The sequence below is a fragment of the Paenibacillus sambharensis genome, assembly GCF_003233845.1.
GTDB lineage: Bacteria > Bacillota > Bacilli > Paenibacillales > Paenibacillaceae > Paenibacillus_I > Paenibacillus_I sambharensis.
The window spans coordinates 139,611-155,952 of sequence record NZ_QKRB01000006.1; the positions used below are offsets into that span (position 1 = coordinate 139,611).

Below are 16,342 nucleotides of genomic sequence, written 5' to 3' on the forward strand. Positions count from 1 at the left end.
TGAAACTACAGCGCGCGGGGGGACCAAAGATGAGTAAAATAATCGTCCGCGGTGGTCAGCGACTATCGGGTACGGTACGTGTAAATGGTGCAAAAAATTCCGTGCTCCCGATACTCGCGGCATCCTTATTGGCAAATGAAGGCGAGAGTGTCATTCATGACGTTCCCCTTCTTGACGATGTGATTACGATTCATCAGGTGCTTGCTTCTCTTGGCACCGAAGTTACATTTGATAACGATTCAGTACGATTAAACGCGGAACAACTGCATTCATACGAGGCCCCCTATGATCTGGTGCGTAAAATGCGCGCATCGTTCCTGGTTATGGGACCGCTGCTGGCAAGGATGGGCTGTGCCCGGATTTCGCTGCCTGGCGGCTGCGCTATCGGTACACGTCCGATCGATCAGCATTTAAAGGGCTTCGAGGCGATGGGCGCTGATATTACACTTGGTCAGGGTTTCATTGAAGCCAGCAGGAAGGACAGCCGCCTGAAGGGCGCCAAGATTTATCTGGATGTCGCCAGTGTTGGCGCTACCCAGAACATCATGATGGCTGCCACACTTGCGGAAGGCACGACGACGATTGAGAATGCTGCCAAAGAGCCGGAGATTGTTGATCTGGCGAATTATCTGAACAGCATGGGAGCTGTCGTTCGCGGAGCCGGTACCGGCATGATACGGATCGAGGGTGTAGAATCGCTTCAGGGCGCGGTACATACGGTAATCCCGGACCGGGTTGAGGCAGGCACTTATATGGTGGCCGCAGCCATTACGGGTGGCGATGTATTTATTGAGAATGCGATTGCCGATCATCTGGCTCCGGTTATCTCGAAGCTGGAAGAGATGGGTGTAGGAATTGAAGAGAGTGAGAATGGAATCCGCGTAACAGCCCCCGGGCAGCTGCGTGCAGTCGATGTTAAGACGCTTCCTCACCCTGGATTTCCAACAGATATGCAGTCGCAGATGATGGCGCTGCTGATGGTTTCGGAAGGAACCAGCGTGGTGACGGAAACGGTATTCGAAAACCGCTTCATGCATGTGGAGGAGTTCAAGAAACTGCGCGGTCAGATTAAGGTAGAAGGACGAACGGCAATTGTTTCAGGCGGAACAGGCCTTGTAGGCGCGAACGTATGCGCCACCGATCTTCGCGCAGGTGCTGCGCTTATCTGTGCCGCTCTGCGGGCAGAAGGCGTATCCGAAATTACGGGCACGCATCATATCGACCGCGGCTATGTGAATATAACTCAGAAGCTTGCGGCACTCGGAGCTGATATTACACGCGAAGAGCCTGTTCCGGTTGAAACGACCGAAGCGGCTCAGGCAGTAGCGGCCGTTACTGCGGCTTTGGAGCTGGAAGAGCAGGCGGATGATGCGAAGATTGCAGAGACTGCTTTTGCACGTGATAAGGACATGAAAATCCTTAAAGTACAGCCGACCTGGGCTTGATGGCCAGGAATTGCATCTAGTAGCTCAAAACCGTTGTACTGACGAAAGGCTGAAGCCTTCCGCAGTGCAGCGGTTTTTTGTTGCCTCTTTTCGTATGGTCGCACCCCGAAGTGCTATTCTACCAATCCGGCTCATAGGATGTACTACATAGCTTTTAAGAGATTCCATTAAGCTGATCCATGGAGGAGAGGGAAGAAGCGGATGAAGCACAAGCAACCGGTTAAGCACGTCCCCAGGGCGAGGGCTGGGCGTCTCCTGTGGTGGTGCTGCTTCGCGGCCGGCATGTTGATTGTCTGTCTAAGCGTACTGCCGGAGAGAATGCAGCAGAGGGGCGGGGAACAAGGGAGAGAGGCGGCTCTGGCTCTGGAGCAGGAAGCTCAGCCGCAGAGAGAGGCAGCGTCCGGACGCGGGAAGCAAAGGGACTCTGGCGACGAATCAAGCCCGGCAAGCGACGGTTCTCTGTCCGCTTTTGCCAGAGGCTTGCAAATCGGGGTCAAGCTCAACAACGACAACAAGGTGGAGACTGTACCTCTGGAGTGGTATGTGCGAGGTGTCGTCGCGGGAGAAATGCCGGCGGATTTCGAGATGGAAGCACTGAAGGCACAGGCGATTGCTGCCAGAACGTATGTCGTCCGTAAGCTGCTTCGCAGCGGATTGTCGGATGAACCGCTTGTCAGCGATACGACTGATGACCAGGTCTATATCCCGCTCGAACGTCTTGATGAGCTCTGGGGTGACGGCAAAGCGAAGGAGAAGCTGGCGCGGATCGGGCAGGCAGTTGAGCAGACCGCGAATCTGATTATTACCTATAAGGGAGAACCGATTCAGGCGGCTTTCTTCTCAACCAGCAACGGCTACACGGAAAATTCGGAGGATTACTGGGATCTGGCGCTTCCCTATCTGCGCAGTGTGGCCAGTCCCTGGGACAAGCAGCTGTCGCCCCGTTACAAGGAAACGGTCGAGCTGTCTCACACCGAGGCGCGCCGGAAGCTTGGTCTTGACCGGGATGCCGGGCTCGCCATGCGGGTTACTAGCAGGACCGAAGGCAACCGGATCAAGGAGGTGCAGATCGGAGGTAGGAATTTTTCCGGACGGGAGGTTCGTGAGAAGCTGGGCTTGAAATCCTCTTCGTTCACCTGGACGGTGAGCAGGGATTATATCCGTATTACGACGTACGGTTACGGTCATGGCGTTGGGATGAGCCAATGGGGGGCTAATGCGCTTGCCAAGGAGGGCAAGAAGGCAGCTGATATTATCGCTTACTATTATACGGATGTCCGTGTTGAACAAGCTTCGAAGCTTCCTCGATCTTCCTGATCCGATAGAATATGCTGGCGCCCGCTGGTTCACATCGCTGCAGATCCTGTGCGCAGCCTGAGAAAAGCGGGAAGATACCAATCTGTAAAATTAGCTATCACCTCACGTATAAAAGACAGGCATCTGGCAACAATGGCTAGTGAGGTGATGAGAGATGATGAATGATCAAGAGAAAATGAACCAATCATCTGAAGAAGCCCCTAAAATGAATCGGGGCAGCAAAGCCGCCGGGCCGTCTGCATGGAAGAGAATCCTGTCCAAGAAATGGGTATCTCCAGCAGCATTTATGGCCGCCGCGGCAATCATCGTAACGTTAATGTGGGTCTACCAGGGGACGGACAAGGCAGTCACGACATCCGAGATTACCGATCCGGCTGGGGTCAGCGAGAACGACGGTGATCAAGCAACAGCTGAAACAGGCGAAGACAGCGTTCCGGTATCAACGAGCAATGAGGCGCTTCAGTGGCCAGTAGCCGACAGGGAAGGAATTGAGACCGTTCTTGGGTTCTACGATGCCGCAGCCTCTGCGGATGAGCGCGAGAAAGCAATGGTCGTATCCGGCACCACGTATTATCCGCACATGGGTATTGATCTGGCCAAGTCTGATAACAGCACCTTCGATGTGGCTGCTGCCATGAGCGGTACGGTCTCCATGGCTGACAGTCACCCGACTAACGGCGACTTTGTGGAAATCACGCATGAAGGCGGACTAGTGACTGTGTACCAGAGCCTGAGCGAGGTTCAGGTCAAGGAAGGCGACGAGGTCAAGCAGGGAGATCTTATCGCCAAAGCGGGCCAGAATGAGCTGGAGAAGGACCTTGGGGTGCATGTGCATTTTGAAATCCGCGAGAACGGCTCTCCCATCAACCCGGCCATTCTTCTTGAGGAATAGGTTGTTAAACCAAAGACAGATCCAATCATAATGCGAGCAGGGAGAAATCCCTGCTCTTTGCTTATTGGCGCAAAGCCTGCGTAAAAGCAGGGCTGCCGGAACGCTATCCGGCATGGCCTGTGTGAAAATATTTGCACGAATCGGCTTGTCACGCTTGGACACAAAGAATATATGCCTGCTCCCCTCATATAATGTACCAATCTATCTCGAGTTGGGAGGCGGGAACGTGCATGATTACATCAAGGAACGGACGATAAAAATCGGTCGGTGCATCGTAGAAACGAAGAATACCGTTCGGACCATTGCCAAAGAATTCGGTGTCTCAAAAAGCACGGTTCATAAGGATCTGACCGAACGCTTGCCGGAAATCAACCCTGATTTGGCTGATCAGGTAAAGCACATTCTCGAATACCACAAATCGATCAGGCATCTCAGGGGAGGCGAGGCAACGAAGATCAAATATAAGAAATCGCCGAGCAAGAAGAAGGAAGTGCTCACAGCCGGAAAATCCTGACCTTTTTTCTACAAAAATAGAGGATTTTCGTCCTGAACAGCGAATGTTATGGTTCAGAGAATTTTCTCGGCTGCGGCGGCTTCTGCCGGCCGCTTAATTTATCACGGTGTGGGGGACTTAAGACTTATGTTGAGCAAGGATATCGGAATCGACCTCGGTACGGCGAACGTATCCATTCATGTGAAAGGGAAAGGAGTCGTGCTCGATGAGCCATCGGTCGTAGCGATCGAGAGTGATTCCAAGCGCGTGCTGGCGGTCGGTGAAGAGGCTCACCGTATGGTTGGACGGACTCCGGGGAACATTGTGGCCATTCGTCCGCTGAAGGACGGAGTGATCGCGGATTTTGAGATTACGGAAATTATGCTGAAGCAGTTTATCGACCGGGTGGGCGGCCGCAACTGGTACAGCCGGCCGCGGATTCTCATCTGCGCGCCGACGAACATCACATCTGTCGAGCAGAAGGCCATCCGCGAGGCTGCTGAACGCAGCGGAGCGCGTGAAGTATTTCTTGAGGAAGAGCCGAAAGCTGCCGCGATCGGGGCTGGAATGGATATTTTCCAGCCCAGCGGCAATATGGTCGTCGATATCGGCGGCGGCACAACGGATGTGGCCGTACTGTCTATGGGTGACGTTGTGACGGCCTCTTCTATCAAGGTCGCGGGGGACAAGTTCGACGCGGAGATTATGAAGTATATCAAGAGCAAATACAAGCTTCTGATCGGTGAGCGGACCAGCGAGGAGATCAAGATGCGGATCGGCACCGTCTATCCGGGCGGGCGCAGCGAATCGATGGATATCCGGGGACGAGACATGGTAACGGGGCTCCCGATTACCGTTACGATCCGTTCGGAGGAAGTTCAGGAAGCGCTGAGCGATTCCGTCTCCCTGATTGTACAAGCTGCCAAGTCTGTACTGGAGCGGACGCCGCCTGAGCTGTCTGCTGACATTATCGACCGCGGTGTTATTGTTACCGGCGGCGGCGCGCTGCTGGACGGACTGGATACCCTGCTCGCGGAAGAGCTGAAGGTTCCGGTTCTGATTGCGGAAGACCCTATGCTGTGCGTTGTCAAGGGTACGGGAATTATGCTTGACAACCTGGACAAGGTGTCCGCCAAGAAATTGTTCTAGCCAATCCTGTGCCGGGTATCTGGGGGGATACGCCGGCTGCAGGAATGGTGCTTAAGACATGGCCTCAGCCTATTAAAGAAAACAGCCTTCTGACCGATAACTATTATAGATATGCATACTGAGTAGGGCTGATTAGCCGGCAGCAGAGCCGGGCAGCCGCAGGAGGTCATTTATGCTTCGCGGATTATACACGGCAGCAGCGGGTATGGTTACCCAGCAGCGCCGCCATGATACAGTAACCAATAACATTTCAAATGCAAATACACCCGGCTATAAGCAGGTTAACTCTGTATCCCGTTCCTTTCCGGAGATGCTCCTTGAGCTGACCGGGGTTAAGGGGGATCAGCCCAAGTCGATCGGCTCGATTCATACCGGCGTATTTGCGGAAGAAAGCTTATCCATTCATCTGCAGGGCGACTTGTCTAATACGGGACGAGCTTCTGATTTTGCTCTTGTGTCCGATCTGGCTGTGCCCGGCATGGCGTTCGACGCGTCGGGCAAGTATGTTGCTCCTGATGGTACGGTTACGTTTCAGCCGCAGGCATTCTTTACCGTGCAGGACCGCGGCGGTGAAGTGAAATATACACGAGATGGCTCGTTCCATCTGAATGATCAAGGATTTTTGGTTACATCCGATGGCTCTAATGTACTGGGAGCCGATAACCAGCCGGTTCGGTTCGAGCCGGGGACTTCGCTGGAGGGTCTCTACCTGTCGAAGGACCTGAACTTTATTGATACAGCAACCGGGAACCCGACTGGCCGCCAGCTTCTGGTGTCCCGCATCGAGAATCCGAACAAGCTGATTCGGGAAGGGAACGGCAAGTTCCGTTTCGATGGCGAAGAAGGCCTAGTCAGGCCGGTTAACGGTGAAGACCGCTTTGAAGTGCGCCAAGGCTACACGGAGCGTTCCAATGTAGATACTGCCCAAGCGATGGTCGACTTGATGTCGGCTCAGCGCGCCTATGAAACCAACCAGAAGATGATTCAATTTTATGATAAGAGCCTTGAGAAGGCGGTCAACGAAATCGGCCGTGTCTAACAGGTGACGACATAGGAGGGAGAGTACACCTTGAACAATTCGATGATTAACGCCATGGTATCAATGGGCGGTCTGCAGCAGAAGCTTGATATGATCTCGGATAATATCGCGAATGCGAATACAGCCGGATATAAGCGCAAGGATTCAACCTTTCAGGATCTGCTGACGAACGTGAAGCAGCAGGAGCGGGCTTTCGAGCAGCCGGTACGGCTGACGCCGCTCGGGTATAATGTAGGATGGGGCTCGCGGCTGGCAGCCATGCAGCCGGATATGACACAGGGAGCAGTGCTGCAGACAGGCAGTCCTTATGACTTCGCTATTCAGGGAAGTGCCTTGTTTGAGGTTGCAGTAGACGATCAGGGTAATCGTGCATACACGCGCAGCGGTTCGTTCCAGCTGTCCATTAACCGGAACAATGAGCAGGTGCTGACAACAGCTGACGGATATCCGGTCATTGCCCAGACGCCGGCTGGTGAAGGACGCGTCGTAGTACCGACAGGCTATTCCGTTCGGGTAGACGCTTATGGTAATATTCAGGCAGTATCCCCGGACAAGAATACGGTTGCTAACTTGGGACAGCTCAAGCTGGTTGAGCCGGTTAAGCCTGGCTCGCTTACAGCGACAGCCGACAATCTGTATGTTATAGCGGATGGAACGGATGTCGATCAGGTCGTACAGCGGATTCTGCCGGCTGATACGAACGATGTCCGCGTCATGCAGGGCTTCCTTGAGCAGTCCAATGTGGATATGACCCACGAAATGTCCGAATTGATGATTGTACAGCGGGCATATCAAATGAGCGCGCGTGCGTTATCGTCCAGCGATACCATGATGGGCTTGGCGAATAACCTCCGTGCTTGAGGAATAGGATGATTGTGCAATGACAACGGCAAGAACCCCTGAACGCGATCAGGAACGGGTAGCGGATCAGGCAAAAGAAGGCGAAGCGGCTCCAAGCTCTTCCGCAAGGCCTTCAGGCATCCGGGTTGTACTGTGGCTGCTCCGCAAGAGCATCGTGCCTCTGTTAATGCTGGCGGCTCTTATCGGGGGCTTATACGCCGGATATGTGCTGCTTGGCAAAGGTCCTGCTGAGGACGTGTGGAAGTGGGAGACGTGGAAGCACATGTATGATCTTATATTCTCTAATGAATAGCCTACAAAAAGCCGTGCGCCTCTAACTGGTGCACGGCTTTCTTAATTATATAGTAGTGAAAAAAAAGCGAGGGCTGTCTCCCCGGGTCGATATCATATTCGTCCGGGGAAGCAGCCCTCCACTATTCTCGTCGGTCTTCTTATTTAATGGAAACCCTCACGCTTACAGTCTTGCCGCCATAAGTGGCTTTAATCGTTGCACTGCCTTTGCTGACAGCCGTTATCTTACCGTCCGTCACAGTAGCCACCTTGGTATTGGAACTGGTCCAGACAGCGGCATCGGTTACATTCTGACTGACGATTGTTCCTGTGTCGAGCAGGGCAGTCACTGTAACGCTTGAAGCAGCGCCCGTTGACAGCTTCAGGGAGGCAGAGGATGCGGTAAGCTTCTTCAGCTTGGGAACCACCATTACGTTAACGGTCACCGTCTTGCCCTGGTAGGTTCCGGTGAGCTTGCTGCTTCCCGTTGAAACTGCTTTGACCGTCGAGCCTTTCATAATAAAGATGCTTTCATTGCCTGAGGTCCAGTTGATCTTGGAAGCCAGCGAAACCTTGCTGCCGTCCTTGTAATATCCGGTAACTTTAACCGCTTTGCTCTTGCCGGGGTTCAGCGTCACGGAGACAGGCTCGGCTGTAAGCTTGGTGATCTCCTGTTCTATGGCGACCTTGATGGAGACGGTCTTGCCTAGATACGATGCCGTCAATGTCACGTTGGACGCCAGAAGTCCTTTGAGCTTGCCATTCTTGATCAGCAGGTTGGTCGAGGAGCTCTTCCACGTCACTTTGTCCGCCAGATCTTCTTCCTCTTCGCCGTTCTGATACACCAGCCGGAGGGATGGAAGGTCGGTCTCCTTCCCGATGACCACGCTGATCTGGCTCGTCTCGCTGAGCAGAGCCAGCGGCTTCTCATGGATAACAATGTGGACTTCAGCCGATTTGCCGCCTGCTGATGCGGTCAGGACCGCTTCTCCGACGCTCTTCGCGACCCACTTACCATCCTCTATCGCTGCAACTTCCGGCTTGCTGGAAGCCCAGGTAACAAGGGATGATACGTCAGCCGTTTCACCCGCAATGGTAAGACCCTGTGCCTTGGGAAGGGCACCGCTGCCTTCAAGGAAGCCGTCTATCGTGCTGACGCCAAGCTTGATTTCTGCCAGGCTCGGATACACGGTAACATCCAGGGAGCGGGATAAACCTTTATAGGTGGCCGTAATCTTGGTTGTTCCCACTGCTTTAGGGGTGACCACGCCTCCCGATACTGTAGCGGTATATACATTGGAGGAAGTCCATTCGGCCACATGTGTGACATCCACAGGCGCCTTGTCCGCATCATCCAGAACGGACACGGTTAAGGCTTCGGGCGCATCGGTAATGATCATATGCAGCGCCTTATCGCGTGAGAGCTTCATCGCCTGATGGGATGGCCGGACAACAACACTCACAGTCTTGGAGGCTCCAAGATGAGTTACGGTGATGGTTGTTGTGCCTGCACCGACAGGATGGATCAAACCCTTGTTCACCGTTGCGACTGCCGTATTCCCGGAATGCCAAGCCGCATCTGCCGTCACATTCTCGCTGCCGCCTGTTTTGCGGACTGCTGAAGCGGTAACCTGTTTGTCGTCGTCTCCAACCTTAAGCTCCAGCAGTTCTTCCGAAGAGATGCTGATTGAGCTGTAAGGGCTGGTTACCTTCAAGGTGACACTGCTGCTGCGTCCCTTATAGGAGCCTGTTATCACCGCTGTACCAGCGGCCAGCAGCGTGACATCGCCGTCTGCATTGACAGCAGCTACCGAGCTGCTGGACGAGCTCCAGGCAGCATCAGCGGTCACATCAGTGAGAGAGCTCCCTTGATAAGCCGCGAGATTTAAGGAGAGGGTCTTGCCTAGCTCTATATTCTGTTGAGTTGTAAGAACTGAGCCCGCCGAGCGGATCTCAACCTTGTCATATTGGTACAGCACCTTCACTTGAAGCGTAATGGCTGAAGCAGTCTGGTATTTCACTGTAATCGTTGCGCTGCCTTCGCCCGCTGGCGTAAGCAGTCCCTTGGACACTTTTACAACCGAGCTGTTCGATGAAGTCCAAGTGGCTTCACTGGTAATATCACGGGTCGCGGCCGTGCCGCCCGAGATACTCGCCCAAACTTTAAGCTGATGCGCGTCGTCTCCTACATAGAGGGAGAGCGGACTTGGCACAGACTCGAAGGCAATGGAATCAACTGTTTCTGCTGCAGTGGCCATACCGGCAAACAGCTGGCTGATCATTACCACGGCGAGCAGGGCGGACAGAAGCCATGAGCGTTTTGGTTTTCTTGCATAGGTATTGGTGGTGCGAAATGGTGAGTCGTACATATGAACCTCCTGGTCGTTGGCATTCTATCTATTATTAACGGTTAAATTGGTATAAAAATGTAGATTTCATAACAAATTTTGGATGACAAAAAATGAAAGTGCCTAGGCGTAAATCCGTAAATCCCTTGCCAGCCAAGGGATAGCGGCTGCCAGGGGGCGCGAGAACAATGGTTTTTTTTTTCACGGGGTAGAGGTATAATGATGAAGGAACTCGGCTAAACGGCTCCATAGAGAGAATAAAGGGGGAGAGGAGACGTTTGAACCTCCCAAACATGCTTACCGGAGTCCGCTTCCTGCTCATTCCTGTTTATGTGGTAATCTTCCTGAAGGGACATCTGATTCCGGCCTTCCTGGTCATTGCAGCGGCTGGAATTACCGACGTGCTTGACGGCTATATTGCGCGTTCGAGAGGATTGGTTACGTCTGCAGGGGCCCTTCTGGACCCGCTAGCGGACAAGCTGATGTTTCTTACGGTCTTCGGCTCACTTGTTCTGTACGAATTTATTCCGTGGAGTGCTGCCCTGGCGCTGATTATCCGGGATGCAGGATTGATCGCGGGCTCGGCTCTGTTTCATTTTCAAGGAAAACGTACGATCCCGGCTAACCGAATGGGGAAAATAACAACTGTGCTGCTGTATGCCGCCATTATGTTTATTTTCTTCGATTTGCCGTATGCACAGGAGCTGTTATGGGGTGTGGTGGGCTTCTCGTTCGTGACAGCCTTCCTGTACGTCATGCAGATTCTGTCGGTGAACAAGGTGAAGGCGGAAGATGAGCGTCGCGATGTATCGGGTCCTGCATAACAAGCTGTAAGCGGCTTATTCCACACTGAAAAGGAGCTGTCCCCCCGGAATGCTTCAGATTCCAGATGGACAACTCCCTATCTCAACCTTCTGATCTGCAGCTCAGGAAGGATGTTTCTATTGTTTCTGTAGACCATGAAATTTATACATTACGATAACCAAAGGAGTCTGTGCAACCTATGCTGGATATCAAACAAATTCAGGAAATTATCCCCCACCGGCAGCCGTTTCTGCTAATTGACCGGATCTTGGAGGTTGAAGCGGGCGTACGTGCGGTCGGTCTGAAAAATGTTACGATGAATGAGCCGTATTTTGCCGGCCACTTCCCTGATTTTCCCGTTATGCCCGGCGTTCTCATTGTAGAAGCATTGGCGCAGGTAGGGGCAGTATCGATCCTGATGGTGGAAGCGAATCGCGGCAAGATCGCGATGTTTGCGGGAATTGACAACTGGCGCTTCAGAGGACAGGTTGTCCCTGGTGATACCTTAACCCTTAAGGTTGAAATTACACGTCTCAAGGGTTCCATCGGCAAAGGCCAGGCAACGGCAATGGTCGGAGACAAGGTTGTCTGTGAAGGCGAAATGATGTTTGCTCTGACCAATCCTTCGTAACAGAGGGACAGATTGTATTTACATAATTCCACAGGTTTCAAAAGATAAAAATATGGTGTTTGGATAGAGGTAGTTTAATTCACAATAAGGAGTGGGCTATTATGACAAATACTGTTGATGTGCAAAAGAGATATCAGGCTTGGCTTGAGGACTCGCTGATCGATGAGGCGACCAAGGAGGAGCTGCGCGGCATAAGCGCGGACGAGAAGGAGATCGCAGACCGCTTCTATAAAGATCTGGCGTTTGGCACAGGCGGACTGCGGGGCGTAATGGGCGCGGGAACGAACCGCATGAACGCCTATACGGTTGGCAAGGCAACGCAGGGACTGGCTAACTGGCTCTTAAGCCGCAATGAGAAGCCTTCGGTTGTCATTGCGCACGACTCCCGTAATAATTCGCCGGAATTCACACTGGTTGCAGCAGAGGTTCTGGCGGCGAACGGCATTACAACGTATCTGTGGCCGAGCCTGCGCCCGACGCCTCAGCTGTCGTTCGCGGTACGCGCGCTTGGAGCAAGCAGCGGCATCGTGGTCACGGCCAGCCATAACCCGCCGGAGTACAATGGCTACAAAGCATACGGTCCGGACGGCTGCCAGCTTGTACCGGCAGATGCCGAGCAGGTAATCGCCCATATCGGTAAAGTGGAGTCCTTCGCCGACGTCCGCCGCATGAGCCGTGAGGACGCGGAAGCAGCCGGACTGATCCGCTGGCTGGGTGAGAAGGAAGATCAGGCATACATAGATGCGGTAACAGCGGAAAGCTTGAATCCTGGACTGCTGAAGGGCGGAGCAGGCGATGCGCTGAGCGTTATTTTCACTCCATTGCACGGTTCGGGCAATGTTCCGGTTCGGAATGTTTTGAAGCAGGCTGGATTCGGGAATGTCCAGGTAGTTAGTGAGCAGGAGCAGCCGGACGGGTATTTCTCCACGGTCAAGTCGCCGAACCCGGAAGAGCGCGAAGCCTTTACTATTGCGATGGAGCTGGCGAAGAAGACGGAAGCCGACATCATTATTGGTACTGACCCTGATGCGGACCGCATGGGCGCTGTTGTGAAGAACAATGATGGCGAGTATGTCGTCTTGTCCGGCAACCAGTCGGGTGCGCTTATGGTTTACTATGTGCTGAGCCAGCTGAAGGAGCAGGGCAGGCTGCCAGCGAACGGGGTAGTCGTGAAGACGATTGTAACAAGTGAGATGGGCGCGGACATCGCCCGCCATTTTGGCGTGGATGTTGTGAATACGCTGACCGGCTTCAAATATATCGGGGAGAAAATGACCGGCTACGAGCAAACAGGCGAGAAGACATTCCTGTTCGGCTACGAGGAGAGCTACGGCTATCTGGCTGGAACCTATGCCCGTGACAAGGACGCTGTCATTGCTTCCATGCTGATCTGTGAGGCAGCGGCTTACTATAAGAGCCATGGGAAGACCTTGTATGAGGTGCTGCAAGAGCTGTATGCCCAGTTCGGCACCTACCTGGAGCAACTGGAGTCCAGAACGCTGAAAGGGATGGACGGCGTCGCGCAGATCGCTGCCATTATGGAAGACTGGCGGAGCAACCCGCCTGCCGAGGTGGCAGGCGTTAAGGTTGCAAAGGTGCTTGACTACCTGCCTGGCATCGACGGTCTCCCGCCCGAGAATGTGCTGAAATACATGCTGGAGGACGGGTCGTGGTTCTGCCTGCGTCCTTCGGGAACTGAGCCGAAGATTAAGGTTTATTTTGCTGTCAGGGGTACGACGCAGGAGGAAGCTTCCGCCGCAATCTCTAAGCTGACAAGTGAAGTCATGGCGCGGGTAGATAACAGAGGTTAAGGAGTGGACAGCTTGTTTCAAATGTTGAAAAATTGGAACCGCAGGGCGCGGACGCTGCTCTGGGGGCTCACCATACTGGGTGTGCTCGCAGCGCTGCCGATTGGCTTCTCCCGTCATGAGATGGAGCAGACCAGCAATCAGGTGGAGTATGTTTTTAACTACCGGGATCTTCTGCTAATCTCGAATTATCAAGCCAGGCCGCAGGAATTTGTAAGTGAGCAGCTGGCGAAGCTTAAGGAAGCCGGCTTCACAACGCTTGCGGTATTTGAGAGCACGCTGGAGGAGCTGGTCTGGAGCGGAAGACTGACGGTGTATAATTCCGCTCAGCAGGCTCTGTTGAATGGAAAGACGGCTCCGCTGGGCGAGAATTTCACGTATATTCTGTTCGCTGACGCTGATGCGGAGGCGGCTTATGCTCCGATGATCCGGTCTGCCTTCGAGAAGGCAGGCATTCCTGCCCGGGAGTGGTCGTTCGGGGAGCGTCCGGGCCTCTTGCTGGAGACACCGGTAGAGGATTCCTCACTGCGCTCCATGCAGCCGGACCCAGTTGCGATTGCCAAGATCCGCGAGGCCGGGTTCCATGTGCTTCCCCGTCTGTCGGACCGGATCAGGCCTTACGATCCGGAAGAGATGAATCGGCTTCTCCAGTCTTATGCAGATCAGGGGATAACGAGGGTTCTGTTTGATGGTGATAAGGTTACCGGTTATACGGATCAGGCAGACAAGAAGAGCCTGACTCATTTCGGTGAGCTGCTGAAGCAGCATAATATCGGGCTTGTCCGTATCGAAAATCTTAAAAATCCGCAGAGCGGCATGAATAAATTGGCGTATGTGACGGATTATAACATTGTGCGTCTTTATTCTCTGTCCGGCTCAGATGCGGCGGCAATGACGCCGGAAGCCATTATTGACCGCTTCAAGCTGGCGGCCAAGGACCGGAATATTCGAATGTTCTATATGAATGCTTCACCTGTCAGAAGCTTGGACAAAGGCGGTATTACCCATCCAATGGATAACCTGTACCTGGCCATTGGCGGTGACGCGGAGAAGAAGGGTGCAGTAGAGCAGCTTGCTGAGGTCGGCTTTGAGCCGGGGCAGGCTCAGCCGTTTGACTACGAATATCCAGCATGGCACAAGGTGCTGCGGGCAATTGTGGCGCTCGGCGCGATTGCCATCATTGCTCTGCTGATCGGCGTGTTCATTCCGATGCTTACGCTGCCGTCTTTTATCCTTGGATTAATCGGCAGTGCGGGATTATATGTAGTGTCGACTTCCCTTCTTGAGCAGGCGCTGGCGCTTGGCGCCTCGATTGCGGCACCTACCTTAGGGGTCATATGGGCGCTTAGCCGGGTTCGTTCACACACGGAAGGCAACCGCCGTATTGTTGGCGGTACATGGGAAGAGCAGCCATCACAGGCAGGCGACAACAGCGACCGGCTCTTCGGCGGCCGCTGGCTGTTCGACGCTCCGCCGTTTGGCAAGCGGCTCGTATCGGCCATCAGCTTGTATATTCTAACTGCGGTGATCTCCCTACTGGGAGCGGCTTATGTATTCGGACTGCTGAACAATATCACCTACAGTCTTGTGCTTGAGCAGTTCAGGGGCGTAAGCCTGCTGCATCTTGCACCAATCGGCCTGACGGCATTGTATGTCTTCTTGTATACCGGGCATTCGGTTAAGGACAACCTGCGCAAGCTGCTCGGGCTAAACATTACCGTTCTGATGGTTGCTGTTGCAGCCGTATTGGGTGTGGTAGGCATGTACTACCTCTCCCGTACTGGAAATGCGGGTCAAGTATCCAGCATCGAGCTGGTGTTCCGCAACCTGCTGGAGGAGACCTTCGGTGTACGGCCGCGCAATAAGGAATTTATGCTCGCGCATCCGTTATTCCTGCTGGGCCTGTTCCTGTCGCTTCGATACAGGGCTGCCTGGGTATTGATGATTGTAGCCTCCATCGGACAGCTGTCCATGGTCGATACCTTTGCACATATCCACACACCGATTGTCATTTCCTTGATCCGTGTACTGCTGGGTCTTGGTCTTGGCGGGATAATCGGCCTGCTGCTGATCGCGGCATGGCAGCTGGCGGAAGGAGTATGGAAGGCATGGGCACCCAAGTTCAAGGCAGGACGTACCGGCTAGTTATATCCGGTTATTACGGGTTTCGCAATAGCGGCGATGAGGCCGTGCTGAAATCCATTCTTAATGCGCTGTCTGAAGCGCAAGAGGAAGCGGGCATCCAGATCGCGCCGGTTGTGCTCTCTTGCGATCCATCCTGGACGAAAGAGATGTATGGGGTGGAAGCCGCTCATAGGATGCGCCCTGCTGATGTTCTGGGGGCAATTCGGAGCAGTGACGGACTGATCAGCGGCGGCGGCAGCCTGCTCCAGGATGCTACGAGCGCCAAGACCATCCCTTACTATACGGGGATTATCAAGCTTGCTCAGATGCTGGGCAAACTGACATTTATTTATTCGCAGGGCATTGGTCCGGTAAACAGAGGCTGGATGAATCCCCTAATCCGAAGTGTTATGAAGAAATCCAGCTATATATCAGTACGTGATGAAGCGTCCGCCGGACTGCTGGCAGACATCGGTGTAGACCGGAACAGAATCGAAGTCGTGCCCGACCCCGTAATGGGATTGCCGCTGGTAGCAGGGGCTCAGACTGGCGGCAGCGGCGCTCGGACAGCTGAGCCTGCCGGTGAACGGCTTCCGGTAGTCGGGGTTTCGCTTCGATACTGGCGCAAGGACTATGCGGATTTGACGCGGGCTGCCTCAGCGCTTGCAATGCTGGCAAGACAGCAGCCGGTCAGGCTGCGGTTTCTGCCCTTTCATACACCGGATGACGCGATGGCTTCTGAATTCGTCATGGAGAGGCTGGGAGCGATTGGCGGCAGTACAGCTGAGCTGGCGACCCCAGGAGAGGATCCTCAGCAGATGCTGCTTGAAGTCAGCCGCTGCGATGTGCTCTTCGGGATGCGGCTGCACGCGCTCATCTACGCAGCCAATCAGCAGGTTCCGATGCTGGGGCTGTCGTACGATCCGAAGATCGACAGCTTCCTGAAGCGGCTTGGCCTGCAGCCGATCGGTTCGACCGATGCACTTGATGAGCAGGCATTCGCAGATGCGGCGGGAGAGCTGCTCGCGCCTGGCGGTGCGGCTGCCTGGAGGGATAAGCATCGGGATGCAATCCTGAAGCTGAAGGCTGAAGCTCAGGTGCCCGCGAAACAAATCGCGGATTTCCTGCGTCAGTACAAATAGAGGTGACTACCGTTACATG

The 16,342-nt window shown here is 54.0% G+C and carries 14 protein-coding genes; 13 read left to right on the top strand and 1 reads right to left on the bottom strand.

Translation table 11 applies throughout. The annotated features are described in order from the left end of the window. Positions 1–29: 29 nt before the first annotated feature. The 8 genes from murA to DNH61_RS00690 all read left to right on the top strand — a co-directional run bounded on the left by murA (position 30) and on the right by DNH61_RS00690 (position 7,488). Entirely contained in the window at positions 30–1,445 is a 1,416-nt protein-coding gene (murA, locus tag DNH61_RS00655; RefSeq protein WP_111144769.1) for a UDP-N-acetylglucosamine 1-carboxyvinyltransferase, read from the top strand. A 201-nt stretch (positions 1,446–1,646) separates the two neighbouring features. After that, entirely contained in the window at positions 1,647–2,762 is a 1,116-nt protein-coding gene (spoIID, locus tag DNH61_RS00660; protein WP_245947812.1) for a stage II sporulation protein D, read from the top strand. 154 nt (positions 2,763–2,916) lie between these two features. After that, a complete protein-coding gene (locus DNH61_RS00665) occupies positions 2,917–3,654 on the top strand; it encodes a peptidoglycan DD-metalloendopeptidase family protein (RefSeq protein WP_342771357.1) in 738 nt (245 codons plus the stop codon). Between the two features lie 226 nt (positions 3,655–3,880). Then, the gene (gene spoIIID, locus DNH61_RS00670) at positions 3,881–4,168 is read left to right on the top strand and encodes a sporulation transcriptional regulator SpoIIID (protein ID WP_111144770.1); all 288 of its coding nucleotides are present in this window, start codon (positions 3,881–3,883) and stop codon (positions 4,166–4,168) included. A gap of 126 nt (positions 4,169–4,294) precedes the next feature. Next, on the top strand, positions 4,295–5,296 hold the full coding sequence (gene mreB, locus DNH61_RS00675) for a rod shape-determining protein (protein WP_111144854.1): 1,002 nt from the start codon (positions 4,295–4,297) through the stop codon (positions 5,294–5,296). Between the two features lie 172 nt (positions 5,297–5,468). Continuing rightward, positions 5,469–6,335 carry a flagellar hook-basal body protein gene (locus DNH61_RS00680; RefSeq protein WP_111144771.1) on the top strand — a complete coding sequence of 289 codons (867 nt, stop codon included), beginning with the start codon at positions 5,469–5,471 and terminating at the stop codon, positions 6,333–6,335. 30 nt (positions 6,336–6,365) lie between these two features. After that, the gene (locus DNH61_RS00685) at positions 6,366–7,196 is read left to right on the top strand and encodes a flagellar hook-basal body protein (RefSeq protein WP_111144772.1); all 831 of its coding nucleotides are present in this window, start codon (positions 6,366–6,368) and stop codon (positions 7,194–7,196) included. A gap of 19 nt (positions 7,197–7,215) precedes the next feature. After that, positions 7,216–7,488 carry a DNA-directed RNA polymerase subunit beta gene (locus DNH61_RS00690; protein ID WP_111144773.1) on the top strand — a complete coding sequence of 91 codons (273 nt, stop codon included), beginning with the start codon at positions 7,216–7,218 and terminating at the stop codon, positions 7,486–7,488. 139 nt (positions 7,489–7,627) lie between these two features. On the opposite strand, the gene DNH61_RS00695 is transcribed toward DNH61_RS00690, so the two are convergent. After that, positions 7,628–9,835 carry an Ig-like domain-containing protein gene (locus tag DNH61_RS00695; RefSeq protein ID WP_111144774.1) on the bottom strand — a complete coding sequence of 736 codons (2,208 nt, stop codon included), beginning with the start codon at positions 9,833–9,835 and terminating at the stop codon, positions 7,628–7,630. Positions 9,836–10,092: 257 nt separating this feature from the next. Here DNH61_RS00695 and DNH61_RS00700 point away from each other — a divergent pair, with 257 nt between their 5' ends. From DNH61_RS00700 to csaB, 5 genes are all read left to right on the top strand, one after another. After that, the gene (locus tag DNH61_RS00700; RefSeq protein ID WP_111144775.1) at positions 10,093–10,638 is read left to right on the top strand and encodes a CDP-alcohol phosphatidyltransferase family protein; all 546 of its coding nucleotides are present in this window, start codon (positions 10,093–10,095) and stop codon (positions 10,636–10,638) included. A 179-nt stretch (positions 10,639–10,817) separates the two neighbouring features. Further along, entirely contained in the window at positions 10,818–11,249 is a 432-nt protein-coding gene (fabZ, locus tag DNH61_RS00705) for a 3-hydroxyacyl-ACP dehydratase FabZ (protein WP_111144776.1), read from the top strand. A gap of 101 nt (positions 11,250–11,350) precedes the next feature. Beyond that, complete coding sequence (locus tag DNH61_RS00710; protein WP_111144777.1) at positions 11,351–13,060, top strand: phospho-sugar mutase; 1,710 nt, start codon at positions 11,351–11,353, stop codon at positions 13,058–13,060. Positions 13,061–13,081: 21 nt separating this feature from the next. After that, a complete protein-coding gene (locus DNH61_RS00715) occupies positions 13,082–15,202 on the top strand; it encodes a DUF5693 family protein (protein WP_245947829.1) in 2,121 nt (706 codons plus the stop codon). Continuing rightward, a complete protein-coding gene (gene csaB / locus DNH61_RS00720) occupies positions 15,166–16,323 on the top strand; it encodes a polysaccharide pyruvyl transferase CsaB (protein ID WP_111144779.1) in 1,158 nt (385 codons plus the stop codon). Before DNH61_RS00715 ends, csaB begins: the two co-directional genes overlap by 37 nt. Positions 16,324–16,342 lie beyond the last annotated feature (19 nt).